Raw genomic sequence first — 24,461 nt, 5'->3', positions numbered from 1 at the left:
ATCAACTTGCCAGGATTGCATCATGACCAAACCAGCCAATTTCGAGAATTACCATATCCGCAAGTGGTACACCCAGATCGACGACACCCTGGCCAACGAAAGCGGCGTACTGGCCGACGGCAGCCTGCTGCGCAAGATCGTGATCGCGGCGGCCATCCACAATCCCTATGCAGGGCGTTTCAGCGAGAGCCTGGACCTGATCCTGGCCAATTCGTCGGCGCTGGGCCATGAATTCGGCCGCCGCATTGTCGCCGCGCTGGGGCAGGACCAGGTGGAAAGCTACGGCAAGGCTTGCATCGTCGGCATCGGCGGCGAATACGAGCACGGCAACGCCTTCCTGACGCCGGCCTTGGTGATGCCGATCCGCGAAGCCATCGGCGGCGGCAAGGCCTGGATTCCGTCTTCCGGCAAGCGCGGCGCACCGGGCGTCGAGCTCGATATTCCGCTGGCGCATAAACATGCTTTGTACGTGCCTTCGCATTACGACACTGTCACCACCCAGTTCTTCGATGCGCCGAACGCTGATGAAGTCGTGGTGGCGTTCGCCGTGGCGACGCGCGGCCGCCTGCATGCACGCCTGGGCGGTTTGAAAGCCAGTGAAATCGAAGGCAAGAACGGCTTGAATTAAGCGGTCTGCAGCGATCGGCAGTTGGCCTCGGTTATTTATTGTTTGCCGGTGCTTGACCTTGCTACGATGGGAAGGTTTATAGTTGAACCAGGTAACCAAGGGAGCAAACGGAAATGATCGAATTCAATGTGCAGGACATGACTTGCGGCCATTGCGCCGGCCGCATTACCAAAGCCATCAACGGCGTGGATGCAGGCGCCAAGGTGGAGATCAGGATAGAAGGGCGCACGGTATCGGTTGAGAGCACCGCGACTGCGGGCGAACTGGCCGAAGCGATCAGGGATGCCGGTTATACACCGCAGACAGCGTAGGGTGGGCACGCTTTTGTGCCCACGCGTGACCGGGATAACCGGAGTGCAAACTCGCGCAGCACGGAAATAGGTATGTAGGTAGAGTCAATGCACGCGTGGGCACAATGTGCCCACCCTACAGAGGCATGTCAGGCCAGCACGCGGCGCAGCCAGCTGCCGATATCCGCTACTTCTTCCGCGCACACCGAATGCGGCATCATGTATTCATGCCATTCCACCTGATAACCCAGTTGCTTGAGCAAGTCGCGTGATTTTTCCGCGCGGTCGATCAGCACCACAGGATCGCCGCGGCCATGCGCCTGGAAAATCGGCGTGTGCTGGTTGGCGGCATGGCGTTCCGCCTCAGTCTTGTCGCTCAGCGGCAAGTAGCCGGACAGGCACATCAGGCCAGCCAGTTTCTGCGGATATCGCAAACCGGTTTGCAGCGCCATTGCGCAGCCTTGCGAGAAGCCGGCGATCACGATTTTGTCGGCTGCGATGCCGAGTGCGATCTGCTGGGCGATCAGGGCTTCGATTTCGATTTGCGACTTGCGCAGGCCGGCTTCGTCCTCGCGCCGGATCAGGTCGGTAGTGAGGATGTCGTACCAGGCCGGCATCACATAACCGTTGTTGATGGTCACCGGGATCGCCGGCGCGCTCGGGAACACGAAGCGGATCCCAGGGCAGCCGCTCAGGTCCAGCTCCTTCACGATAGGGACGAAGTCGGAGCCGTCGGCGCCGAGGCCGTGCATCCAGATGACGGCTGCGGTTGGCGTTTCGGAGGTAGAGATTTCCAGGGTTTCGAGGGTGCTTGACATGAGATGGTCCGGATAGAAAGATGGATCGGAATTTTTGAGGTGGCGTCAGATTACCATCAGGTCTTTGCCGACGATGATTTCGCCGCTGAACTGCCGGCGCGCCTCGGCCGACCACATGTCGTCGCTGATCGCCGGGTCGCCGCCCGGCACGAAGTGACTCAGCACCAGTGTCTTGACGCCGGCGCGCGCCGCCACCATGCCGACCTGGGCGGTGCTGGTGTGGCTCTTGACCAGGTGGTCGAGCAGGGTCGGCGCATTGTCGACGGTCTTCATCAGCTTCTCCAGCGCCGGCAGGTACATCACTTCATGCACCAGCACGTCGGCGCCCTTGGCCAGCTTGATCAGGTTCTCGTTATAGGCGGTATCGCCGGAGAACACCACCGAGCGGTCCCTGGTGTCGAAACGATAGGCGAAGGCGGGCTTGAGCGTGTAGTGGTCGACCAGTGCCGCAGTCACCTTGACCTGGTCGTTTTCCATGACTACGCGCGGGCCGTCGAATTCGTGGGTGTTGATCAAGGGGCGCAATGGCGGCCGGCCTTCTTCCTGCATGCGGGTGGCGATGTCGATGGCATTCATGTGGACAAAATCGTCCATCATCTGGCGCATTCCCGGCGGGCCATACAGATGCACGGGAGTCGCCAGCCCGGTGGCCCAGGCCAGGAACACCAGGTTGCCGAGGTCGGCGTTGTGGTCGGAGTGCTGGTGGGTCAGGAAAATATCACGTATCTGCGGCAGCTTGACGCCCGCTTTGGTCAGCTGTAAAGCAACGCCATTGCCGCAGTCGACAACATACGGCTGGCCGTCCACCAGCAGCACATTGGCCGGCGCCGCGCGCAAGGCTGACGGCGTCGGTCCGCCCTTGGTGCCCAGCAGGATCAGTTGCGTGCCCTTGCTGGCTGTCGCCGTCTGCGCCTGCGCCAGCCAGGGCAACGCGGCGGCACTGCCCGCAGCCAGCGCGAGCCGCATGAAGTTGCGGCGCACAGCGCGCGATTTATTCATTGTCTGTTTTTCCCTTCAGGCAGAGGGCTTGTGCAAGGCAGGGCTTGGAAATGGCCGTTGGCGACATGGATGCGGGGCGCGGAAAAAGTTAAATGACGAAGATGCGCTTAGGCTGGTTTGATCGCCGACTTCGGCCGGAACGCCTTGCATACTGCTTCATTGGTTTCAATGTACGGACCGCCGATCAGATCGATGCAATAGGGCACGGCAGCGAAGATGCCGGATACCTTTTGTTTGCCGTCGGCGTCTTTCAAGCCTTCCAGGGTTTCCTTGATGGCTTTTGGCTGGCCCGGCAGGTTCAGGATCAAGGCCGCGTGGTCGGCGCTTTCCCGGATCACCGCGACTTGCCGCGACAGGATCGCGGTCGGCACGAACTGCAGGCTGATTTGCCGCATCTGTTCGCCGAAGCCTGGCATTTCCTTGGTCGCCACCGCCAAGGTCGCTTCCGGCGTCACATCGCGCCGCGCCGGACCGGTGCCGCCGGTGGTCAGCACCAGGTCGCAATGCTGCTGGTCCACCAGCTCGGCCAGGGTTTGTTCAATCAGTGTACGGTCGTCGGCGATCAGGCGGGTTTCGACTTGCCATGGAGTGCTCAGCGCAGCCGCCAACCAGTCTTGCAGGGCAGGGATGCCCAGGTCCTGATAGACGCCGGTGCTGGCGCGGTCCGAAATCGACACCAGGCCGATTTTCAAGTTCGCGGCCGGCGCCGGATCAATTGTGCTCATCTTGCTCGTCGTCTTCGGCGTCGCTATCGTTCTGGTCCTGGTTGCCCGACGATTTTTGCAGCTCTTTCAGCAGCTGGAAAATCTCGCGATACGCTTTCGGCGGTTTGTTCTCGGCCTGCTCCTTACGCGCATTGCGGATCATGGTGCGCACGTGCTGCACATCCAGTTCCGGATGCTGCGCCAGCAGTTCGGTCAACGCGCCGTCATTCTTCAGCAAGCGGTCGCGGTGGCGTTCCAGCGCGTGCATGGCGGCGGTGTCGGCTTTCGAGAGGCCTCTCCAGCTGTCCAGGGTTTTCTGGATTTCGGCTATTTCGTGCGGCTCCAGCGTACGCATCTTCTTGCCTACGTACTGGGTCTGGCGGCGGCGACCTTCGTGGTCCTTGATCTGCTGGCATTCGAGGATGGCGTCGCGCACATCTTCCGGCATCGGCACGCGCTTGACGCGGTCGCGCGACTCGGCGATCAGCTCTTCGCCGAGCTTCTGCAAGGCAGTCATTTCGCGCTTGAGCTGGGACTTGGAGGGACGGTCGTATTCTTGTTCGAACTCGCTGGACTGAAAGCCGCAGGAGCCCCGATTGGGATTTGGCATGATGTTAAGGGTACTTCCATACTGTAAACGACTGCTATGATAACCGTTTTATACCTAATTCGAAGAAAACCGACCCATGAGCGACTCCGTATTTACCCATAGTCAAGCCCAATTACAACAGCTGGCGCAGGATGTCTTGCGTTATGCGCGGGAAAAAGGCGCTTCCAACGCCGCGGTTGAAATCAGCGAAGGCAGCGGCTTGTCGGTGGGCGTGCGCAAGGGCAGCGTCGAAACGATCGAGCAAAACAAGGACAAGGGTATGGGCGTCACCGTCTACCTGGGCGAGGAAGGCCATACCCGGCGCGGTAATGCCAGTACTTCCGACTTTTCGGCCAAGGCCCTGCAGGATACGGTCGAAGCGGCTTACAACATCGCCCGTTTCACAGCCGAAGACGATTGCGCCGGCTTGCCGGATGTTGATACTTTGGAAATGAACCCGCTGGACCTGAAGCTGTGTTCGCCGTGGCTGATCTCGGCGGAAGAAGCTGTCGAATTGGCAAAACGTTGCGAAGCGGCAGCATTTGCCGTCGACAAGCGCATAACCAACAGCGAGGGCGCTGGCGTCTACGCCCAGCAATCGCACTTCGTCAGTGCCAATTCGCGCGGTTTCATGGGCGGCTACCCGTTTTCGCGCCATACCATTTCGGTGGCGCCTATCGCCGGCAAGGGCGGCAACATGCAGCGCGACGACTGGTATTCGTCGATGCGCGATGCAAAGCAGCTGGCCAAGCCGGAAGCGATCGGTCGTTACGCCGCAGAGCGTGCACTGGCGCGGCTGAACGCGCGCCAGCTGGATACCCGCAAGTGTCCGGTGCTGTTCGAGGCGCCTCTGGCGGCAGGCCTGCTGGGCGCTTTCGTACAGGCGGTGTCGGGCGGCGCGTTGTACCGCAAATCGACCTTCTTGCTGGATACCCTGGGCAAATCGGTGTTTGCGCCGCATATCCAGATCGTGGAAGACCCGCATGTCATCGGCGCGGTTGGTTCGGCGCCCTTCGACGAGGAGGGTGTCAAGACCCAGCGCCGCGACGTGGTCAAGGATGGCGTGGTGCAGGGTTATTTCCTGTCGACCTACTCGGCGCGCAAGCTGGGCATGAAAACCACGGGCAATTCCGGCGGATCGCATAACCTGAGCATTACTTCCACGCTGACCAAATCCTCGGACAACTTCAAGGCGATGCTGAAAAAGCTCGATACCGGCCTGCTGGTGACCGAACTGATGGGGCAGGGCGTCAACTACGTCACCGGCGATTATTCGCGCGGCGCTTCCGGCTACTGGGTCGAGAAGGGCGTGATCCAGTATCCGGTGGAGGAAATCACGATTGCCGGCAACATGAAAGACATGCTGGCGCAGATCGTCGCCATCGGCGCCGATACGCTGATCCGCGGCACCAAGCAGACCGGCTCGGTGCTGATCGAGAGCATGACCGTGGCAGGCAACTGACCACAGGTATCCTGCCGCCGTACAGGCGGTTTTAAGCGTTATTCGACACCTCCTTCGCGGAGGTGTTTTTTTTTGCCAGCATCGTTTACATTGCCTGAGCATCAAAAAAAGCAAGCGCTTGCGCAAGCGCTTGCTTTCCACTAATATTGATCGCAAATCAGGTCGCAAACCGTATTTCGGCGCGGCCCAGATAAAGATAAAAGACGCAAGGAGACAAATGAAAATCCCGCATCCCGGCAAGGCGCCAGGCCTTGGCTTCGCACCAGCATCAAGAGCTTATATTGAGCGTTCGCTCACGCCAAGAATGTTGTTGACATTGTCGACTCCTTGATTTTCCCGAAAAATCTTATCCGGTCGCACAAGTTTTTCATCGATTCGACGAGTTTTGAAAAAAACTGATCGATCAGTCAAAACAAGGGGTTATTCATGAAACCTGAAGCAGGCGCAACGCCAATCCTCGAGATGCGCGGCATCTCCAAGACCTTCAGCGGCTTGCGGGTGCTGAAAGAGGTCGACCTGACCGTGTATGCCGGCGAAGTCCATGCCTTGATGGGCGAGAACGGCGCCGGCAAGTCGACCCTGATGAAAGTCCTGTCGGGCGCCCATCAGGCCGACCCTGGCGGCGAGATCCGCATCGACGGCCGGCGTGTGGCCAGCTACGGTCCGGGCGCCGCCAAGGAACACGGCGTGGCGGTCATCTACCAGGAGCTGAGCCTGTGCCCTAACCTGAGCGTGGCCGAGAACATCTACCTGGGCCGCGAGCTGAAGCGCGGCTGGAGCGTCGACCGCAAGGCGATGGAGGCGGGCTGTGTCGATGTCTTGAAACGCCTGGGAGCGGAATTCACGCCGCAGACCAGGATCAGCACCCTGTCGATCGCCGAACGCCAGCTGGTGGAGATTGCACGCGCGATCCATGCCCACGCGCGGATCCTGGTGATGGACGAACCGACGACGCCGCTGTCTTCGCGCGAGACTGACCGTTTGTTCGCATTGATCCGGCAGCTGCGCCAGGAAGGCCTGGCGATCGTCTACATCAGCCATCGCATGGCGGAAATCTACGAATTGTCGGACAAGGTCTCGGTATTGCGAGACGGCAAGCACGTCGGCATGCTGGCGCGCGCGGAGCTGTCGGCCGAGGCGCTGGTGAAAATGATGGTGGGGCGCGACCTCTCCGGTTTCTACAAGAAGGAACATGCGCCTTACGATCCCGGCAATGTGGTCATGCGGGTGCGCGACATGGCTGACGGCAAACGGGTGCGCGGCTGCAGCTTCGACCTGCATGCGGGCGAGGTGCTGGGCATCGCCGGCCTGGTCGGCGCCGGCCGCACGGAATTGGCGCGCCTGATTTTTGGCGCCGATCCGCGCATTTCCGGCACGCTGGAAGTCGCCGGCAAGGCGGTCACGGCGTTGCGCGGCCCGGTCGATGCGATCCGCGCCGGCGTGGTGTACCTGACCGAGGACCGCAAATCGCAAGGCCTGTTCCTGGACATGAGCGTGCGCGACAACATCAACGTCTGCGCCTGCGTGCCGGACGCCAGCTACGGCGGCGTGCTGGACCGCAACCGCGGCGCGCAGCGCGCCAGCGCCGCCATCAAGTCGCTGGCGATCCGGGTGGCTTCTCCCAACATCAATGTCGGCGCGCTATCCGGCGGCAACCAGCAGAAAGTATTGCTGGCGCGCCTGCTGGAAATCAAGCCGCATGTGCTGATCCTGGATGAGCCGACGCGCGGGGTCGACATCGGCGCCAAGTCGGAGATTTACCGCATCATCAACGAACTGGCCCAGGCCGGCATCGGCGTGGTGGTGATTTCCAGCGAGCTGCCGGAAATCGTCGGTACCTCGGACCGGGTGCTGGTGATGCGCGAAGGCGAGCTGGTGGCGGAGCTGGGCGGGCATTCCGGACGCGAAATCACCCAGGAAAACATTATCGAACTGGCGACAGGCGCGCAGCAGGTCCAGCCGCAGGCTGCTTGATCGGCAGGCGGTTTGAGCACGTTAGGCGGTAATCATGAATCAGAACAGCAAGGAGACAACTATCATGGAAGCTAGTAGCAAGATCACGGCCGAAACTATCGGCAAGCGCGAGCAGCTGCGCGGTTTGTTGCGCACGGTCGGCATGCTGCCGGTGCTGCTGTTGCTGGTGCTGGGTTTCGCCCTGATGAGCGAAAACTTCTTCACGGTGCAGAACCTGTCGATCATCACCCAGCAAGCCTCGGTGAACATCGTGCTGGCGGCCGGCATGACCTTCGTCATCCTGACCGCCGGCATCGACCTTTCGGTCGGCGCGATCCTGGCGGCGTCGGCGGTGGTGGCGATGCTGGCTTCGCTGTCGCCGCAGTTCGGCATGCTGGGAATTGCTGCCGGCGTCGGTTTCGGGCTGCTGCTGGGACTGGCCAACGGCGTCCTGATCGCTTTCATGCGCTTGCCGCCATTTATCGTCACGCTCGGCGCGCTGACTGCGATGCGCGGCCTGGCGCGCCTGTTGGCGGACGACAAGACAGTGTTCAACGCCGAACTGCCGTTCGCTTTCATCGGCAACGATTCGGTGCTGGGCGTGCCCTGGCTGGTGATCATCGCCTTGCTGGTGGTGGCGGTTTCCTGGTTCATCCTGCGCCGTACCGTGATCGGCGTGCAGATCTACGCGGTCGGCGGCAACCACGAAGCGGCGCGCCTGTCCGGCATCAAGGTGTGGAAGGTGCTGCTGTTCGTGTATGCGGTGTCAGGCTTGCTGGCTGGCCTGGGCGCGGTGATGACGGCGTCGCGCCTGTCCGCGGCCAACGGCCTGCAGCTGGGGCAATCCTATGAGCTGGATGCGATCGCAGCGGTGATCCTTGGCGGCACCAGCTTTACCGGCGGCGTCGGCTCCATCGGCGGCACCCTGGTCGGCGCGCTGATCATCGCGGTGCTGACCAACGGCCTGGTGCTGCTGGGCGTGTCCGATATCTGGCAATACATCATCAAGGGCATCGTGATCATCGGTGCGGTGGCGCTCGACCGTTACCGGCAATCGGGCGCACGTACTTAAATCCGCGCTTCACAACATTTATGGACCACCGGACGCGGCAAGCTGGTCGTCGCGCCTGGATTTCGATATGACCGGCAACAGGAGATCAAGCATGATGAAAAAATTCGCTATGGCAGCAATACTTCCGCTGACGCTGGCCTTGACCATGTCGGGCGTGGTGCAGGCGCGGGAACTGAAGGCGGTCGGCATCACCGTCGGTTCGCTCGGCAATCCCTATTTTGTGACGCTGGCCAACGGCGCCAAGGCCAAAGCCCAGCAGATCAATCCCAACGTCAAGGTCACCGCGGTGTCAGCCGACTACGACCTGAGCAAGCAGTTTACGCAAATCGACAATTTCATTTCAGCCGGGGTCGACCTGATCCTGCTGAACGCCACCGATCCGGTCGCCATCGAGCCGGCCATCAAGAAAGCGCAAAAGGCCGGGATCGTGGTGGTGGCGGTGGATGTCGGCGCCAAGGGCGTCGATGCCACGGTGCAGACCGACAATGAACTGGCCGGCAAGCTGGCTTGCAAATACCTGGTCGACAAGCTGGGCGGCAAGGGCAACGTGATCATCCAGAACGGACCGCAGGTGACTGCTGTCACCGACCGCGTCAAAGGCTGCAAAGCCGTGTTCGCCGCCGCGCCCGGCATCAAGGTGCTGTCCGACGACCAGGACGGCAAGGGCTCGCGCGAAGGCGGCCTGAATGCCATGCAAGGCTACCTGACGCGCTTCCCGAAAATCGACGGCTTGTTCACCATCAACGATCCGCAGGCGATCGGCAGCGACCTCGCCGCCAAGCAGCTCAAGCGCAGCGGCATCATCATCACCTCGGTCGACGGCGCGCCGGATATCGAAGCGGCGTTGAAATCGGGTACTTCGATCCAGGCCTCGTCCAGCCAGGACCCTTGGGCCCAGGCCCAGGATGCGGTGGCCATCGGTTATGACATCCTGAACGGCAAGCGTCCCGCCAAGCCAGTTGTTTTGCTGGCGCCGGTGCTGATTACTCATGATAATGTGGCTACTTATAAAGGCTGGTCCAGCCAGCGCTGACGTGAGCCAAGCGGCGGCCGGAACCATGTTGTCGGCAGCCGCCGTTCTAGAGCACAAAAAATAGGGGACACAATTGGCTACGATGGATGATGTCGCAAGAATCGCGAAGGTCTCGACTTCGACGGTCTCGCATGTCTTGAACGGCACCCGCAAGGTGAGCCCGGCTACCGTACGTGCGGTGGAGGCGGCGATCCAGGCGCTCGGCTACATCCCCAACACCCTGGCGCGCTCGCTGGCGCGCTCGACATCGAACACCATAGGCGTGGCGATTTCCGCGCTCTCCAACCATTATTTCAGCGAGACCGTGCACGCCATCGAAACCGAATGCGCCAGGCACGGCATCATGATGCTGTACGTCGACACCCGCGACGACCCGGAGCAGGAGCTGCGCGCGGTCAAGGCGCTGCACCACCGGCGGGTCGACGGCATCCTGCTGGCGCCGTCCGCCGATCCGCAGCACCTGGCGCTGGAATACCTGCGCGCCAACGAGATCCCGGCGGTGCTGGTCGATCGCCTGGTGGCCCAGGGTTTCGACCAGGTCGGGGTGGAAAACAAGAAATCCTCGCAAGAGCTGGTCAGCCACCTGGTCGAACACGGACACAAGCGCATCGCGCTGATTTCCGGCAGCCCCGGCCTGACTACCACCGACGAGCGGATTGAAGGTTACCGCGCCGCGCTGGATGCCGCCGGCCTGCGGTTCGACCCGGCGCTGCTGGTCAGCGGCGAATCGAGCAGCGAACCGGCGCGGCTGGCGACCCGCCAGCTGCTGACGCTGGCAGCACCGCCAACCGCCATCATGGCGGCCAACAACCTGATGACCATCGGCGCCATGCATGCCTTGCGCGACGCCAAGATCGACGTGCCGGAGCAGATTGCCCTGGTGGGTTTCGACGATTTCGACTGGGCCGATTTCTTCATTCCGCGCTTGACGGTGATGGCGCAGCCGGTCAAGGAACTGGGGACGCGGGCGGTCAAGCTGTTGATGAAAAGGATCGAGGCGCCGGACGGCAAAAAGCAGACGGTGCGGCTGGCACCCACCCTGCGCGTCCGTAATTCCTGCGGCTGTCTTTGAACCATTTTTAGTAGAAACGGAAATTTATGGACAGTCCCATATCACTCGGGATAGATCTCGGCACGTCGGAACTGAAAGCGGTCTTGCTGGATGAAAGCGGCACGGTGCTGGCGCATACAGGGGTTCGCCTGACCATCTCGCGGCCGCAGGCCGGCTGGTCTGAACAGGATCCGGAGGACTGGTGGCAAGCCTGCCTGGCAGGCCTGCATCAGTTGCGGCAGCAGCAGCCGGATGTGTACGCCAGGGTGCGCTGCATAGGCTTGTCGGGACAGATGCATGGAGCCGTGTTGCTGGACCAGGGCGACCATGTGCTGCGTCCGGCTATCCTGTGGGACGATTCACGTGCGCTGGTGCAAGCGCAATGGCTGGAGCGCGAACATCCCGCTTTCGCCGATATCACCGGCAGCTTGCCGATGGCGGGCCTGACCGCGCCCAAGCTGCTGTGGCTGCGCGAACATGAACCGCAAGTGTTCAGCCGCATTTCCTGTGTGCTGTCGCCCAAGGACTACCTGCGCCTGCAGTTGACCGGCGAGCGCATCAGCGACGTCTCCGACGCCGCCGGCACGCTGTGGCTGGACGTGCATAAGCGCGACTGGTTCGAACCCATGCTGCAAGCTACCGGACTGGAACTGCATCAAATGCCGCGCCTGGTAGAAGGCTCCGCGGCGGCTGCCGACCTGTGCGCCGGCGCGGCCTCGCAACTGGCGCTGCAGCCACGGGTACTGGTGGCCGGCGGCGGCGGCGACAATCCGGTATCGGCGGTCGGCATTGGCGCGATCGAGGCCGGCCAGGCGTTTGTCACGCTGGGCACCAGCGCCGCCGTGGTCGCGATTACCGACCATGTGGCCGGCAACCCGGCCAGCGCGGTGCACAGCTTTTGCCACGCGCTGCCGCAGCGCTGGTACACCATGGGCGCGATGCTGGCCGGCGCCAGCTGCCTGCGCTGGGTCACCCAGCTGCTGGGGCAGGTCGATGAACAGGCCCTGCTGCAATTGGCGCAGGAACGGGTGCCGCTGAACCAGCCGGTTCCTGCGGCGACACCCTTGTTCCTGCCCTATCTGGCTGGCGAACGCACTCCGCACAACGATCCGCTGCTGCGCGGCGGTTTCATGAATCTTTCCTATGAGACGACGCCGGCGATGCTCGGTTACGCCGTGCTGGAAGGGGTTGGTTTCGGCCTGCTCGATGCCATGGCCGCGGTGCAGTCGGCGGGCGCGGAGGTAACCACTTGCTCGCTGGTTGGCGGCGGCGCCCGCAGCAATTATTGGGCGCAACTGTTATCCAACATTCTTGACCGCGAAATCTGCACCTTGTCCGGCAGCGAGCTCAGCGCCTGCATCGGCGCCGCCAAGCTGGGCTTCCTGGCATATGGGCGCGGCCGCGATCTGCCGGGGCTCGGCATGCCGGTCAAGGCACGCTTCGTGCCGGCGGCCGGGCAACAGGAGATGCTGCAAGAACGTTACCGGAAATTCCGCGGCCTGTTCGCGGCTGCGCACGCTTTACATGGCTGAACCTACGACTGAACTTTAACCGATCTTTGAATTCTTATTGCATCTCTACATACAAGGACAGACATGAATCAGCTGGACCAACTCAAGCAATACACGACGGTAGTAGCAGACACGGGCAATTTCAAGCAGCTGGCGCAATTCAAGCCGCGCGACGCCACCACCAATCCTTCGCTGATCCTGAAAGCAGTGCAGCAGGCAGACTACGCGCCGCTGCTGGCCGAGACAGTCGCCGCCCATGCCGACAGTCCGCTAGACCAGATCGTCGACCAGGTGCTGGTGCGTTTTGGCCTGGAGATCCTGCAAGTGGTGCCGGGCCGGGTTTCTACCGAAGTCGACGCCAGGCTCAGTTTCGATACCGCCGCCACCGTGGCCCGGGCGCGCCGCATCATGGCCTTGTATGAAGCGGCCGGCATCGGCCGCGAGCGGGTGCTGATCAAGATCGCATCGACCTGGGAAGGCATCCAGGCCGCCGCCATCCTGGAGCGTGAAGGCATACGCTGCAACCTGACCCTGCTGTTTGCGTTCTGCCAGGCGGTTGCCTGCGGCGCCGCCAAGGTGCGCCTGATCTCGCCGTTCGTTGGCCGCATCTACGACTGGTACAAGAAATCGGCCGGCAGCGGCTGGGACGAATCCGCCAATACTCTCGCCAGCGATCCCGGCGTGAAATCGGTGGCGCAGATCTATAGCTATTACAAGCGCTTCGGAATCGATACCGAGGTGATGGGAGCGAGTTTCCGCAACGTCGGCCAGATCGCCGCGCTGGCAGGCTGCGACCTGCTCACCATCAGTCCCGACCTGCTGGCGCAGCTGCAGGCCAGCGACGCTCCCTTGGTGCGCGCACTGGGCAAGGATGCCGCCACCGATCTGCAAGAAGTCAGCTATGACGAAGCCAGCTTTCGATATGCGCTCAACGACGACGCCATGGCTACCGAAAAACTGGCGGAAGGGATACGCGGTTTCGCCGCCGATGCCTTCAAGCTCGACCACATCATCGAAGGCCTGCTGGCATCGGCCCGCAGTTAAGCGGCGGCCGGCAATTCATCTTTCAAGGCTTGCTGGCGCCAGCGCCAGCCTAGCAGCGCCAAGGCCAGCACGGCATGCAGCGCTGCGATGCCAAGCATGAGCCAGCCGTTGCCGATGTGCAGCGGCATGAAAAATATGGCGAGCGAATCCAGTCCCATGACCTTGCTCAGGAACGGCAGCAAGCCGTTGATGATCGCCAGGTACAGGATGGTGGTGGCGCCGACCCGCTTGCTCTTGCCGGAAAAAGCGAAGAACAGGTAGACGCAGCAGTCGCGCAATAGCATCAAGGCCAGCGTCGGCGCCAGGAAAGACAGGCCGGCCACGCTTATCCGTAGTTTGAACGGCAGTTCCTGGGCGTCGTTGAACTGCAGCAGCAGCGCCAGGCAGAAGCTCAGGACCAGCGTGGTCGGCCAGATCGGCAGGTTCTGGAACAGGCCGTGCCAGTTGCCGGCTTTGGCCCTGGCGACCACCCGCTGCCAGAGCGCGATGTCGTTTTCTTCCGTGAACAGCGCCACATAGGTCATGGCTAGCGCGAACAGCAATCCTATCCACAGCAGTCCGGCGCCGCCGCCAAAGCCGGCGACATAGGCGGCCAGCAGGCAGCATGCCAGCGGCCAGGCCCAGGGAATGGTGGTGATCTGCAAGGCGCTGTTCATGCTGCGCCAGGCGGCGAATACGGCGACGGCGGCAAAGAACACCGTGCTGGCCAGCAGGAATGAGCTATAGGCAAACGGCTGGCCCCACCAAAGGACGGAAGCATCGGGCGCGGCGCGGAACGGCGGTGCGAATATGACGGCGATCAGCACCACGGCCCAGGCGATGCCGCCGCGTTGCACGGCGCGCATGTCGCTGCGCATCAGGTGCAGGTTCAGGGCGATCGTGGCCGCATGCATCAGGATGCCCAGCGCCACCAAGGTCAGGCCGCTGCTCAAGGTCATGCTATGTTCGCGCACCAAAGCGGCAATCGCGAAAACCAGCAGGCACAGGATGCCGCCATACCAGTTGAAGGCGGTGGCGCCGAACAGCTTGCCCCAGGTCATGGTCCAGGGATCGAGCGCGCTCATGCGCTGCTGGTCCCAGGTCTTGTCGCGGACTTCCTCGATCACGGCGCTGCTGGCGTTGCGGGTGCCCCACAGGCAGACGATGCCGGCGAACAGGATCAGGGCCACGCTGTCCAGCGGCACGCCGCCAGGCCAATTGTCGTTGGCGAGGCTGAGCGTGAAAAAAATCAGTCCCAGAATGGCAGGCATGGCGATCAGGCGGTGTAGGGAAAACTGCAGCCACAGGTTGCGTTTGAATTCAGGATTGATCATGTTGCGCTCCCGCTGTTTTGTCCGTTTTGTTCATAGCTGGCCACCGAGCGCAGGTAGGATTGCTGCAGGTTTTCCTTCTGGTCGGAGAAGCTGGAGATCTGGAGGCCGGCGGCGATCAGGCGTGCCAGCAATGCCGCCTGGGCGTGTTCGTCGCCGCTGAACATGAAGTCGGCGCTGCGTTCGTCGCTGGCGCTGACCTGTAGCGCGGGTTCCGCCGCCAGTTGCGCGCGCAAGCCGGGATTGGCCTGCGCCAGCGTGATCCGCAGCGACTTGCGCGGCGCGAGCGCGGTGCTGCCGTGGTCCAGCGCGCGGTACTCCAGCACCTTGCCGTCGCGCAGGGCCAGCATGTGGGTCGAGTATTCGTCCAGTTCCGCCAGGATGTGGGACGACACCAGCAAGGTCATGCCCTGCGCCTGCAACAGCCGGAACAGGCCGGCCAGGCTGGCGCGCGCTTCCGGATCGAGGCCGGAAGCCGGTTCGTCCAGCAGCAGGATCTTCGGCCCGTGGATGATGGCCTGGCCGATCGCGACCCGCTGCCGCAAGCCGCGCGACAGTTTGTCGCAAGTCTGCTGCAGGCGTTCGCTCAGCCCCAGCTGCTGCGCCGTGGTCTGTATCGCTTGCGGAATTGCCGGCGCCGGCAAGCCCTGGGCCGCGGCAGCATATTCAAAACATTGCGCCACCGTCAGCGACTGGTACAGGCCGTAGAAATCGGACAGGTAGCCCATGATCCGGTGCACTTCGCGCGGCCGTTCCAGCACATCCATGCCGGCCACGCTGATCGAGCCCGCGAGGGGTGTTTCCAGGCCGGCTATGCAGCGCATCAGCGTGGTCTTGCCGGCGCCGTTGGAGCCGACCAGCGCGGTCACGCTGCCGGCTTCGACCTGCAGGCTGACCTGGTGCAAGGCGCGATGGCCGGGGTAATCGAAGGTAAGGCCAGAGATTTTTATCATGAGAGTCGGTCTTCCGGTGAAGTGGCGCAGGCGATAAGTTGCTAATAATAAAGCAATGAATAGAGTAATGCGTGGCAAATTGCGCCCCGCAACAGCGTGTATCAATAATCCGCCAGCTGTTACCAAATGATTCACCTGCCTCGCATGAGTGGCAAGTCCGGTTTAATAGCCGATTTGGATAGTCAACTTATTAGCCAACTTATTTACAGGAGATTGCCATGTATGTTAACCAGTTGCTGTCTGCTTTCAAGCTGGGCTTGGCGGTATTCGGCCTGAGTCTGGCGACGTCGGTGCTGGCGGCGCCGGTGATGGATTTTCACGCCGAGGACGTGCTGTCGGTGGCGGATGGGGTGAAAGATGAACTGCATCTGAATCCGAACCAGCAAACCTTGTGGCGTCAGCTGGCGACCAAGACCCATGCCATCATCGGCGAACGGGAAAAACGGCAGCGCGATTTGCAGGCCAGCATGGCCAACGGCCTCAAGGATCCGGCTGTCGATTTGCGCCAGCTGTCGGCGGCGATCGACGCCGAATCGGGATTGGCAGCCCAGGACGGGCGCCAGCTGCGCGAGTTGTGGCTGACCATGAACGATGCGCTCGACGACCAGCAGCGGCAGGCAGTGCGGCTGTTCCTGTCGGACCGCCTGCAGCGTGTGGACCAGGCATCTTGTGAACGCAGTCCGGCGGCCGGCAAGGATAAGCCATCCGGCAAGGGCGGGCGCGGCGGCAAAGGCATGGGCGGCATGAATGGCGGCGGCGCCATGTAGCAGTCCGGCGTAGGAGTTTTCTGTTTCGCCTCGATTTAACAAAAGTTTGCACATTACCAGCTTTCCATCCGAACTGAACCGAAGTTTTGTCCTCTAAAATGCCGTGAGAAGTTCTGGCTGATGTCTATCGATACGGTCTTGGTCGGTGCCTTATATATTGGATTCGGTAATGCGGTTAAAGCAGATAAGCGGTTTGCTGGTGATGGGTAGCGTGTTGGGATTGAGTGCTTGCAGTTCGGTCGTGACCGAGGGCAGTTCCGCCGCGGCCGGGGTCGCCGGCACCGCGCTGGCCGGCAAGGTGACCGATAACGCCACGGTCGCCACCGGCATCGGCCTTGGCGTGCAAGCCGCGGTGCGCGCCGGCGTGCAATACGAACAGCGCAAGGTGCATGGCGAAGAGCAGGACAGTATCGCCAGGGCCGCTGGTGAACTGGCGCTCGGCGCAGTCGGTAAATGGCAGATCAAGCATTCCCTGCCGCTCGAAGACAATCTGCGCGGTCGGGTCACGGTCAGCCGCGTCATCGGCAGCGAAGGCATGAGTTGCAAGGAAATCGTGTTTTCCGTCGATGGCCTGGTGGACCAGATCAACAAGCCGGACAGCGAATTTTATGTGGCCACCATCTGTCGCGCCGGCCAGGGCTGGAAATGGGCTTCGACAGAACCCTCAACCGAGCGTTGGGGAGCTTTGCAGTGATGCCGCTGCCAGGTGGGCTGCGTACAGCGATGGTCGGCGCGGCGGTGCTGCTGACTGCGCTGGCGATCACCGGGTGTAACAGCATCGGCGGCTTTGCTGGTGCCGCCGCCGGCGTCGCCAGCGGCGCCGTCACCTCCAATCCGGCGGTCGGCTACGCCGTCGGCATCGGCGTCCAGGCGGCCACCGACGCCACTACCAAATACATTTTCCGTAATTGGCAAAAGGGTGAGCAGGACGAGATCGCTGCCGTGGTCGGCAACCTTGAGGTGGGGCATGCCAGCCGCTGGGCGATCGTGCACCAGATTCCTTACGCCAACGAGCATGGCGAAGTGCGCGTGGTGCGCGTGATCGACACGCCGCTGGCCTTGTGCAAGGAGGTCATCATGTCGGTCGACAGCGGCGAGGGCGATAAGCTCAAGCGTGGCTGGTACACCGGCAGCGCCTGCCGCAGCAATGACATCTGGCGCTGGGCGGTGGCGGAGCCTGCGGTGGAGCGCTGGGGCAGCCTGCAGTGATTCTTTACCAGCGCCCGGCCAGCATCAGGAAGCCCGGAATCCAGCAGGAAACGATGCCGATGAGCGCTGTGATGGGGCCTAGCGAGCGGATGGTTTTCTGCAGGGCCAAAGCCAGGAAGAACAGGAACCAGAGCAGTCCCCACGTCAGCCACATCATGGTGGAGCGCATATCCTGATCCACTGCCAGCCACGCCATCGGCAAGGTATTGATGGCGACGAACAGGCAATACCATCCCAGTCCCTTGCCGTTCATGCCTTTCCATTGCACCACGGCCAGGTACAGGTAAGTGAAGGCAAACAGCAGACCCGCCGCCACGCCGAGGTAGCCGGCGTTGTCGACGCTGCGCACCAATCCTATGAAGCTGATGGACAGCGCCAGGGAGCCGACCAGGAAATTGAAGACGGCGTTCTCGCGCGCCTCGATGCGGCCGGTCAGGCCGACGCCATTGACGACCAGCACGGCGCCGATGAACAGCAGGGCAATCCCCAACATGATGTATTTCCTTCTGCAAGACTTTCGATAATTCTTGTCGGATGATCCGAACTTGCGGAAAGATACGCGTTTCATCTATGCGCAGGCATGCCGGAATTGAATAAGGCCAATATGCATATTGGCCTTGAATTTGATTGCTAGATGGGTTTAATGCACAGCAGGTCAACCACCCAGATACGCTTCCAGCACCTTCGGATTGTGCAGCAGGTTCGCGCCGCTGTCGGCCAGCACGATCTTGCCGTTCTCCAGCACATACCCGTGCTGGGCAATCCGCAGCGCCTGGCGGACGTTCTGCTCGACCAGCAGGATGGTCAGCCCGGTGCGGTTGATTTCCTGCACGATGCGGAAAATCTCCTGCACCAATAACGGCGCCAGTCCCATCGACGGTTCATCCAGCAGCAGCACGCGCGGCTTGGCCATCAGCGCGCGGCCGATGGCCAGCATCTGCTGTTCGCCGCCGGACAGGTTGCCGGCCAGGCCATCCTTGCGCCGCTGCAGCACAGGGAACAGGGAGTACACCCAGTCCAGGTCCTGGGCGATCTGCGCCTTGTCCTTGCGGGTGTAGGCGCCCAGCGCCAGGTTTTCGGCGATGCTCAGGGTGGTGAGCGTGGCGCGGCCTTCGGCTACCTGCACTACGCCGCCCTGGACAATCTTGTGCGGCGACAGCCGGGTCAGGTCTTGCTGGCGATCTTGCTGGTTGAGCATGACTTGCCCGCGCGCCGGCTTGAGCAGGCCGGAGATGGCGAGCAGGGTGGTGCTTTTGCCGGCGCCGTTGGCGCCCACCAGTGCCGTGATTTCACCTTCGTTGAGCGCCAGGTCTATGCCTTTGACCGCTTCGATATGGCCGTAGGAAACCGCCAGGTCGCGCACTTGCAGGATTGGCGTGGCGCTTGTGTTCATTTCAGCTGTCATTCTGCATCTTCCTTGCCCAGGTAGGCTTCGATCACTTCCTGGTTGTTCTTGATCTGCTCTGGACTGCCTTCGGCGATGATGCGGCCGAAGTTGAGCACCGCAATGCGGTCGCACAGGCCCATCACGAAACGCATGTCGTGCTCGATCATGAAGATGCTGAAACCGCGCTGCTTGATGTTCAGGATTTCCGTCATCAGCTCGGTTTTTTCGACGGGATTCATGCCTGCCACCGGCTCGTCCAGCAGCAGCAGCTTGGGTCTGGTCGCCAGCGCCCGGGCGAACTCCAGCTTGCGCTGTTCGCCGTAGGACAGGCTGTCCGCCAGCATGCCGGCCTTGTGGTCCAGGCGCACCCAGGACAGCAGTTCCAGTGCGCGTTCGCGGGCCTGGGCTTCGATCCTCCTGAAACCGCCGAGATTGAGCAGCAGGCTGCCGAAACCGTAGTGCATGTGATCGTGCATGCCGACCACGACGTTTTCCAGCAAGGTCATTTCCTTGAATACACGGATATTCTGGAAAGTACGGGCGATGCCGCGTTCGGTGATCTTGTGCGGCGCCACCTTGCCGATGTCGGCGCCGTCGAATTCGATGGCGCCGCCGGAAGCGCGCAGCAGGCCGGTGATCAGGTTGAAGACGGTGGTCTTGCCGGCGCCGTTAGGGCCGATCAGGCCGAAGATGCCGCCTTGCGGAACGTTGAAATTGACGTCTTGCAGCACCTGCAGGCCGCCGAAGTTCTTGCTGATGTTCTTGAGTTGCAGCATTAGTTATTTGCTCCAGCCTGGGCCTTGCGCCGAGAAAAATTGTTAACCCAGGCCCGGATCCGGCGCGGATCCCAGATGCCTTTCGGCAGGTACAGGATCACCAGTACCAGGATCAGGCCGTTGACGACGGCGCGGTAACTATTGAAATCGCGCAGCGCCTCCGGCAGCAGCGTCAGCACCATGCCGCCTATGGTTGGGCCGATCAGGGTGCTGGTGCCGCCGAACACTGCCATGGTCAGGATTTCCACGGCGTTTTCGAAAGCGTAGTTGCCGGGGCCGATGGTGAAAGTGTAGTGCGCGTTGAGGCCGCCGGCGACGCCGGCAATCGCAGCGCCGATGACAAACGCCAGCAGCTTGTAGCCAGCCACATTGACGCCCATCAGGCGCGCCGCCACTTCATCTTCCTTGATGGCTTCGAAAGCGCGGCCGATTTTCGAGCGGCGGATGCGCGCCAGGATATACAGCGTCGCCGCCAGCAGCAGGACGATGTGCCACCATTCGGTTTTCAGCGGGATGCCGTTGAGGCCGAGCGGGCCGCCGGTGATGTCCATGTTGAGCACGATGACCCGCACCACTTCGCCGAAGCCCAGGGTTGCCATCGCCAGGTACACGCCCGACAAACGCAAGGTCGGGATGCCGATAATGAGCGCCACCAGCGCCGGCAGCGCGCCGCCGACCGCCAGCGCCACCGGGAACGGCAGGCCGGTCTGCATGCTGATCAGCGAAGCGGCGTAAGCGCCTATGCCCATGAACGCGGCGTTGGCCAGCGACAGCAGGCCGCAGGACAGGGTGACGTAGATCGACAGCGCCAGCATGGCATTGACGCCGAGGCCGAAAATCACGGTGTTGTAGGTCGACCAGAAGCCATCCCACCAGTCGATGAAACCCAAGCTTGTAAACAATTCGGTCATCTCAGGCCTTCCTTTCCAGTACTTTGCCGAACATGCCGGAAGGCTTGACCAGCAGGATCAGGAACAGCAGGCCGAAGCCGACGGCGTCGCGGAAATCGCTGGAAATATAAGCCACCGTCAGCACCTCGGCGAAGCCGAGGAACAATCCGGCAATCATGGCGCCGCGAATGTCGCCCATGCCGCCCAGGATGATGACGGCGATGCCCTTGTGCAGCATCGGCTGGCCCATGAAAGGTGTAATTGCATTGAACGACAGGCCGACCAGCACGCCGGCCGCGCCGCCCAGGGCAGCGGCAGCGAACGAAGTCAGGTAGAACAAACCTTCGACATTGACGCCCAGCAGGTAAGCCGCTTTCGGCGACTCGGCAATCGCGCGCAGGGCGCGTCCGAGCTGGGTGCGGCGCATGACCGCCAGCAGCACCAGCATCAGGACAAAGGAAATCACAACGATGCCGATCTGCACCGCGGTGACATGCAGGTGCCCCCAGTTGTAGCTGTCTTCCGGAATGGTGCCGACCGGGAAGCGCTTGTTCTCCGCGCCGAACAGGCCTTGCGCCAGGCTGGTAAGGATAGTGGCGACGCCGATGGTGGCGATCATGGGCGCCAGATGCGGCGCGTTGCGCGCCCGCAGCGGCTTCAGCACCAAGTAGTCCACCAGCAGTCCGATCAAGCCGGATACCAGCATCGCCGCCAGCATCGCCAGCCACAGCGGCAGCGCCAGGTGCTCCACCAGCAGCAGCGCAGCATAACTGCCCAGCATGAAAATCGCGCCGTGAGATAAATTGATCACGCCCAGCACGCCGAAAACCAGCGTGAAGCCCAGCGCAAACAGCGCATACACGCTGCCCAGCGAAAGGGCGTTGATGAGTTGTTGTTCAAGCATGGAAGATTTTTCTTAAATTTAATTAGGGTCAGAGTCGAATATTTATATGCGGGAATATTCGACTCTGACCCTAATTAATATACGGCCGATGTCGTGAAAATCGCGGCTGCGTTGCGGCGCCGGCGGTTACTTCAGCAAGATGAACTTGCCGCCTTTGGCGATGTTGACGATCGCTTCTTGCTGGGCGTCGTAGCCGACTTCCTTGCCGGTTACCGGCGGCGCTTTGCGGAAGGCGAACTTGCCGGTGGCGCCGTCGATGGTGACTGCCGGCAGGGCCTGTTGCAGGGCGATGCGGTCCTTGTCGAGGGCTCCGCTCAGCTTGATCTTTTTCAGGGCGGCGGCGACTACGTGCAGGGCGTCATAGGCTTGCGCGGCGAACTGGTCAGGATCGCTGCCGAACTTGGCCTTGTAGGCGGCGATGAAGGCTTTGTTAGCCGGCGTCAGGTTTTCCGACGACCATGGGCTGCCCATGATGGTGTCGTCGCCGGCGCCCTTGGCGATGTCGAACAGTTTCGGCGAATTCAGGCCGTTGCCGCCGATGAATGGCTGCTTCATGCCCAGCGCGCGGGTTTGCAGGATGATGTTGGCGGCTTCTTCGGTCAGGCAGGAGCAGACGATGGCGTCCGGATTGGAGGCCTTGATCTTGGTCAGCTGCGCCTTGAAGTCGACGTCGCCCTTGGCGTACGCTTCAGTGGTGGTGACCGGGATCTTCTGGTCGGCCAGGGTGCCCTTGAAGACGTCGTAGCCGCTCTTGGTGAAAGCGTCGTCGTTACCGTAGATGATGGCGACTTTCTTGATGCCGAAATGCTTGACCGCGGCGCGCGTGGTGACCGGCAGCACGTCGGCTTCCATCACGGAGTTGCGGAAGGTGAACGGGCCCATGGCGGTGATGCCGTCGGCGGTGTTGCTGGTGCCGAAGGCGACCACTTTGGCTGCGTTGGCGATAGGGTCGGCGGCGAAGGCCGAGTTGGACAGGGTCGGGCCGAACACCAGCAGGGCCTTGTCCTTGAAGATCAGTTTCTTGAAGACGTTGATGGCTTCTTCTTTTTTGCCTTGTTCGTCTTCGATCACCAGCAGCAGCTTGTTGCCGTTGACGCCGCCGGCAGCGTTGACTTCATCGGCGGCCAGCGAAAAGCCGTTCTTGATGGCGACGCCGTACTTGGCGGCCGGGCCGGTCAGGGCTGCGGCCAGGCCGAGCTTGACGTCAGCTGCGTGGGCTGCGCTGGCCAGGCCGGCGGCCAGCATCATCAAGGGAAGTGTTTTCAATATGGTTTTGAATTGCATTTCGATATTCTCCTAGAGACCGTTTTTTTAGGCGACGACACCCTATGGCAAGAAGTCGGCCAGCGTTTTTATTTTGGCGCGCACGAAGGCGCACCAAAGGTGGACAAAGTATAAGGGATTTTCGGTCAGAAATTCCGGGCGCACAGCGTGGGGTTTCAGCGTTTGCGAAACACCACGCTTACTACTCACGAGCCAGGCAAAAACGGGTGTTTTACGCGGGGATACTGCGACTTTTGGTCGGTTTTGGAGAGATATTGCGTGATTTTTGGCAATTATACCCGGCGTTGGAAATTCGTGCCGGCCAGACTCATGCCAAATCGGCATGGCGGGAAAGCATTGCGCTTCCCGCCAGGCCGGCTTTCACATCAACCTAACTGCTGGCGCAAATGCTGGATCGCCAGCCGCACCTGGCGCGGTGCGGTGCCGCCGATATGGTCGCGCGCCGCCACTGAGCCTTCCAGCGTCAGCACTGCAAAGATATCGTCGTCGATCAGCGGCGAGAAGGCGCGCAACTGCTCTAGCGACAGATCGCTCAGGTCGCAAGCCTGGTCGACGCAGCTGCGCACCGCATGCGCCACGGCTTCGTGGGCGTCGCGGAAAGGCAGGCCCTTCTTGACCAGGTAGTCGGCCAGGTCGGTCGCGGTAGCATAGCCTTGCAACGCAGCGGCGCGCATTGCTTCCGGCTTGACCGTGATGCCGCGCGCCATGTCGGCGAAGATGCGCAGCGTGTCGGTAATTGTATCGACGGTGTCGAACAACGGTTCCTTGTCTTCCTGGTTGTCCTTGTTGTAGGCCAGCGGCTGGCCTTTCATCAAGGTCAGCAGAGCGATCAGGTGGCCATTGACGCGGCCGGTCTTGCCGCGCGCCAGTTCCGGCACATCGGGATTTTTCTTTTGCGGCATGATCGATGAGCCGGTGCAGAAACGGTCGGCGATATCGATGAAGCCGATGCGCGGGCTCATCCAGATCACCAGTTCTTCCGACATGCGCGAGACGTGGGTCATCACCAATGCCGCGGCGGCGCAAAATTCGATGGCGAAATCGCGGTCCGAAACGGCATCCAGCGAATTGCGGCAGACGTCGTCGAAGCCTAGCGTTTTCGCCACGCGTTCGCGGTCGATCGGGAAGGTGGTGCCGGCCAGCGCGGCAGCGCCCAGCGGCAGGCGGTTGACGCGCTTGCGGCAATCCAGCATGCGCTCGGCGTCGCGGCCGAACATTTCGATGTACGCCAGCACGTGATGGCCGAAAGTGATCGGCTGGGCTACCTGCATGTGGGTGAAACCGGGCAGGATGGTGTCGGCGTGCTGTTCCGCCAGGTCCAGCAGGGCCAGGCGCAGGTCGCGCAGCAAGCCGCTGATGTCGTCGATGGCGCCGCGCAGGTAGAGGCGGATGTCGGTGGCGACCTGGTCATTGCGCGAACGGCCGGTATGCAGGCGTTTGCCGGCGTCGCCGACCAGTTCGGTCAGGCGTTTTTCAATATTCAGGTGGACATCTTCCAGGTCCAGCAGCCATTCGAACTTGCCGCCGGCGATTTCACCCTGGATCTGGTTCATGCCCTTCTGGATCGCCGCGTAGTCGTCGGCGCTGATGATTTTTTGATATGCCAGCATCTCCGCATGCGCCAGCGAGCCCTGGATATCGACTTCGGCCAGGCGCTTGTCGAAAAATACCGAGGCAGTGTAGCGTTTGACCAGATCGGAGACCGGTTCGGAGAAACGAGCCGACCAGGCTTCGCCTTTTTTGGAGAGTTGTGCTGTCATAATTGAGTATTGAACCGTGCGTTGGGAATGGCAATGAATTATGCGATTATAAATCACTGCCCCCGGA

At 61.7% G+C, this 24,461-nt stretch carries 25 protein-coding genes; 12 read left to right on the top strand and 13 right to left on the bottom strand.

From position 1 onward, the window contains the following. Positions 1 to 22: 22 nt before the first annotated feature. Positions 23 to 628 (top strand): amino acid synthesis family protein, encoded by a 606-nt coding sequence (locus CFter6_RS17030; protein ID WP_061540938.1) that lies wholly within the window; start codon positions 23 to 25, stop codon positions 626 to 628. Between the two features lie 113 nt (positions 629 to 741). Continuing rightward, a complete protein-coding gene (locus CFter6_RS17025) occupies positions 742 to 939 on the top strand; it encodes a heavy-metal-associated domain-containing protein (RefSeq protein WP_014006938.1) in 198 nt (65 codons plus the stop codon). Positions 940 to 1,067: 128 nt separating this feature from the next. Here CFter6_RS17025 and CFter6_RS17020 read toward each other — a convergent pair whose 3' ends face one another. The 4 genes from CFter6_RS17020 to yjgA form a co-directional block, all read right to left on the bottom strand. Then, positions 1,068 to 1,736: an alpha/beta hydrolase gene (locus CFter6_RS17020; RefSeq protein ID WP_061540937.1), complete on the bottom strand. Its 669-nt coding sequence runs from the start codon at positions 1,734 to 1,736 to the stop codon at positions 1,068 to 1,070. Positions 1,737 to 1,781: 45 nt separating this feature from the next. Then, positions 1,782 to 2,735 carry an MBL fold metallo-hydrolase gene (locus CFter6_RS17015; RefSeq protein WP_061540936.1) on the bottom strand — a complete coding sequence of 318 codons (954 nt, stop codon included), beginning with the start codon at positions 2,733 to 2,735 and terminating at the stop codon, positions 1,782 to 1,784. A gap of 107 nt (positions 2,736 to 2,842) precedes the next feature. Next, positions 2,843 to 3,460 (bottom strand): molybdopterin adenylyltransferase, encoded by a 618-nt coding sequence (mog, locus tag CFter6_RS17010; protein ID WP_061540935.1) that lies wholly within the window; start codon positions 3,458 to 3,460, stop codon positions 2,843 to 2,845. After that, positions 3,447 to 4,049: a ribosome biogenesis factor YjgA gene (yjgA, locus tag CFter6_RS17005; RefSeq protein WP_061540934.1), complete on the bottom strand. Its 603-nt coding sequence runs from the start codon at positions 4,047 to 4,049 to the stop codon at positions 3,447 to 3,449. The genes mog and yjgA overlap by 14 nt, the downstream gene beginning before the upstream one ends. Positions 4,050 to 4,125: 76 nt before the next feature. Here yjgA and pmbA point away from each other — a divergent pair, with 76 nt between their 5' ends. From pmbA to tal, 7 genes are all read left to right on the top strand, one after another. Next, positions 4,126 to 5,490, top strand: a complete 1,365-nt coding sequence (pmbA, locus tag CFter6_RS17000; RefSeq protein ID WP_061540933.1) for a metalloprotease PmbA — start codon at positions 4,126 to 4,128, stop codon at positions 5,488 to 5,490. A gap of 426 nt (positions 5,491 to 5,916) precedes the next feature. Then, a complete protein-coding gene (locus CFter6_RS16995; RefSeq protein ID WP_061540932.1) occupies positions 5,917 to 7,464 on the top strand; it encodes a sugar ABC transporter ATP-binding protein in 1,548 nt (515 codons plus the stop codon). 64 nt (positions 7,465 to 7,528) lie between these two features. Next, positions 7,529 to 8,515 carry an ABC transporter permease subunit gene (locus CFter6_RS16990; RefSeq protein ID WP_061542430.1) on the top strand — a complete coding sequence of 329 codons (987 nt, stop codon included), beginning with the start codon at positions 7,529 to 7,531 and terminating at the stop codon, positions 8,513 to 8,515. Between the two features lie 145 nt (positions 8,516 to 8,660). Continuing rightward, the gene (locus CFter6_RS16985) at positions 8,661 to 9,548 is read left to right on the top strand and encodes an ABC transporter substrate-binding protein (protein ID WP_236904686.1); all 888 of its coding nucleotides are present in this window, start codon (positions 8,661 to 8,663) and stop codon (positions 9,546 to 9,548) included. Positions 9,549 to 9,630: 82 nt separating this feature from the next. Then, positions 9,631 to 10,620, top strand: coding sequence for a LacI family DNA-binding transcriptional regulator (locus CFter6_RS16980; protein ID WP_236904685.1), 990 nt, complete (start codon positions 9,631 to 9,633; stop codon positions 10,618 to 10,620). Between the two features lie 38 nt (positions 10,621 to 10,658). Further along, positions 10,659 to 12,131 (top strand): xylulokinase, encoded by a 1,473-nt coding sequence (gene xylB, locus CFter6_RS16975; RefSeq protein WP_417924809.1) that lies wholly within the window; start codon positions 10,659 to 10,661, stop codon positions 12,129 to 12,131. A 63-nt stretch (positions 12,132 to 12,194) separates the two neighbouring features. Beyond that, positions 12,195 to 13,154: a transaldolase gene (gene tal, locus CFter6_RS16970; RefSeq protein WP_061540928.1), complete on the top strand. Its 960-nt coding sequence runs from the start codon at positions 12,195 to 12,197 to the stop codon at positions 13,152 to 13,154. Here tal and CFter6_RS16965 read toward each other — a convergent pair. Both CFter6_RS16965 and CFter6_RS16960 read right to left on the bottom strand, forming a co-directional pair. After that, complete coding sequence (locus CFter6_RS16965; protein ID WP_061540927.1) at positions 13,151 to 14,467, bottom strand: hypothetical protein; 1,317 nt, start codon at positions 14,465 to 14,467, stop codon at positions 13,151 to 13,153. The two genes, tal and CFter6_RS16965, sit on opposite strands and share 4 nt — an antisense overlap. Continuing rightward, the gene (locus CFter6_RS16960; RefSeq protein ID WP_061540926.1) at positions 14,464 to 15,417 is read right to left on the bottom strand and encodes an ABC transporter ATP-binding protein; all 954 of its coding nucleotides are present in this window, start codon (positions 15,415 to 15,417) and stop codon (positions 14,464 to 14,466) included. Before CFter6_RS16960 ends, CFter6_RS16965 begins: the two co-directional genes overlap by 4 nt. Positions 15,418 to 15,635: 218 nt before the next feature. On the opposite strand from CFter6_RS16960, the gene CFter6_RS16955 reads away from it, so the two are divergent. From CFter6_RS16955 to CFter6_RS16945, 3 genes are all read left to right on the top strand, one after another. Continuing rightward, the gene (locus CFter6_RS16955; protein ID WP_061540925.1) at positions 15,636 to 16,184 is read left to right on the top strand and encodes a hypothetical protein; all 549 of its coding nucleotides are present in this window, start codon (positions 15,636 to 15,638) and stop codon (positions 16,182 to 16,184) included. Positions 16,185 to 16,353: 169 nt separating this feature from the next. Beyond that, a complete protein-coding gene (locus CFter6_RS16950; RefSeq protein WP_061540924.1) occupies positions 16,354 to 16,878 on the top strand; it encodes a hypothetical protein in 525 nt (174 codons plus the stop codon). Continuing rightward, complete coding sequence (locus CFter6_RS16945; protein ID WP_061540923.1) at positions 16,878 to 17,393, top strand: hypothetical protein; 516 nt, start codon at positions 16,878 to 16,880, stop codon at positions 17,391 to 17,393. Before CFter6_RS16950 ends, CFter6_RS16945 begins: the two co-directional genes overlap by 1 nt. A 4-nt stretch (positions 17,394 to 17,397) precedes the next feature. Here the strand turns inward: CFter6_RS16945 and CFter6_RS16940 are convergent, their stop codons facing one another. From CFter6_RS16940 to argH, 7 genes are all read right to left on the bottom strand, one after another. After that, on the bottom strand, positions 17,398 to 17,886 hold the full coding sequence (locus CFter6_RS16940; RefSeq protein ID WP_061540922.1) for an AmiS/UreI family transporter: 489 nt from the start codon (positions 17,884 to 17,886) through the stop codon (positions 17,398 to 17,400). Between the two features lie 162 nt (positions 17,887 to 18,048). Continuing rightward, a complete protein-coding gene (locus CFter6_RS16935; protein ID WP_150118797.1) occupies positions 18,049 to 18,786 on the bottom strand; it encodes an ABC transporter ATP-binding protein in 738 nt (245 codons plus the stop codon). 8 nt (positions 18,787 to 18,794) lie between these two features. Further along, positions 18,795 to 19,556, bottom strand: coding sequence for an ABC transporter ATP-binding protein (locus CFter6_RS16930; protein WP_061540920.1), 762 nt, complete (start codon positions 19,554 to 19,556; stop codon positions 18,795 to 18,797). After that, positions 19,556 to 20,467, bottom strand: a complete 912-nt coding sequence (locus CFter6_RS16925) for a branched-chain amino acid ABC transporter permease (RefSeq protein WP_236904344.1) — start codon at positions 20,465 to 20,467, stop codon at positions 19,556 to 19,558. Before CFter6_RS16925 ends, CFter6_RS16930 begins: the two co-directional genes overlap by 1 nt. A gap of 1 nt (position 20,468) precedes the next feature. After that, a complete protein-coding gene (locus CFter6_RS16920; protein WP_061540919.1) occupies positions 20,469 to 21,350 on the bottom strand; it encodes a branched-chain amino acid ABC transporter permease in 882 nt (293 codons plus the stop codon). Between the two features lie 126 nt (positions 21,351 to 21,476). Then, positions 21,477 to 22,634, bottom strand: coding sequence for an ABC transporter substrate-binding protein (locus CFter6_RS16915; protein ID WP_061540918.1), 1,158 nt, complete (start codon positions 22,632 to 22,634; stop codon positions 21,477 to 21,479). 365 nt (positions 22,635 to 22,999) lie between these two features. Next, positions 23,000 to 24,394 (bottom strand): argininosuccinate lyase, encoded by a 1,395-nt coding sequence (gene argH, locus CFter6_RS16910; RefSeq protein ID WP_061540917.1) that lies wholly within the window; start codon positions 24,392 to 24,394, stop codon positions 23,000 to 23,002. Positions 24,395 to 24,461 lie beyond the last annotated feature (67 nt).

It is taken from the genome of Collimonas fungivorans (genome assembly GCF_001584145.1).
Lineage (GTDB): Bacteria > Pseudomonadota > Gammaproteobacteria > Burkholderiales > Burkholderiaceae_D > Collimonas > Collimonas fungivorans.
Note: the sequence above shows the minus strand (reverse complement) of the source record. Positions and strands in the feature narration are given on the sequence as shown.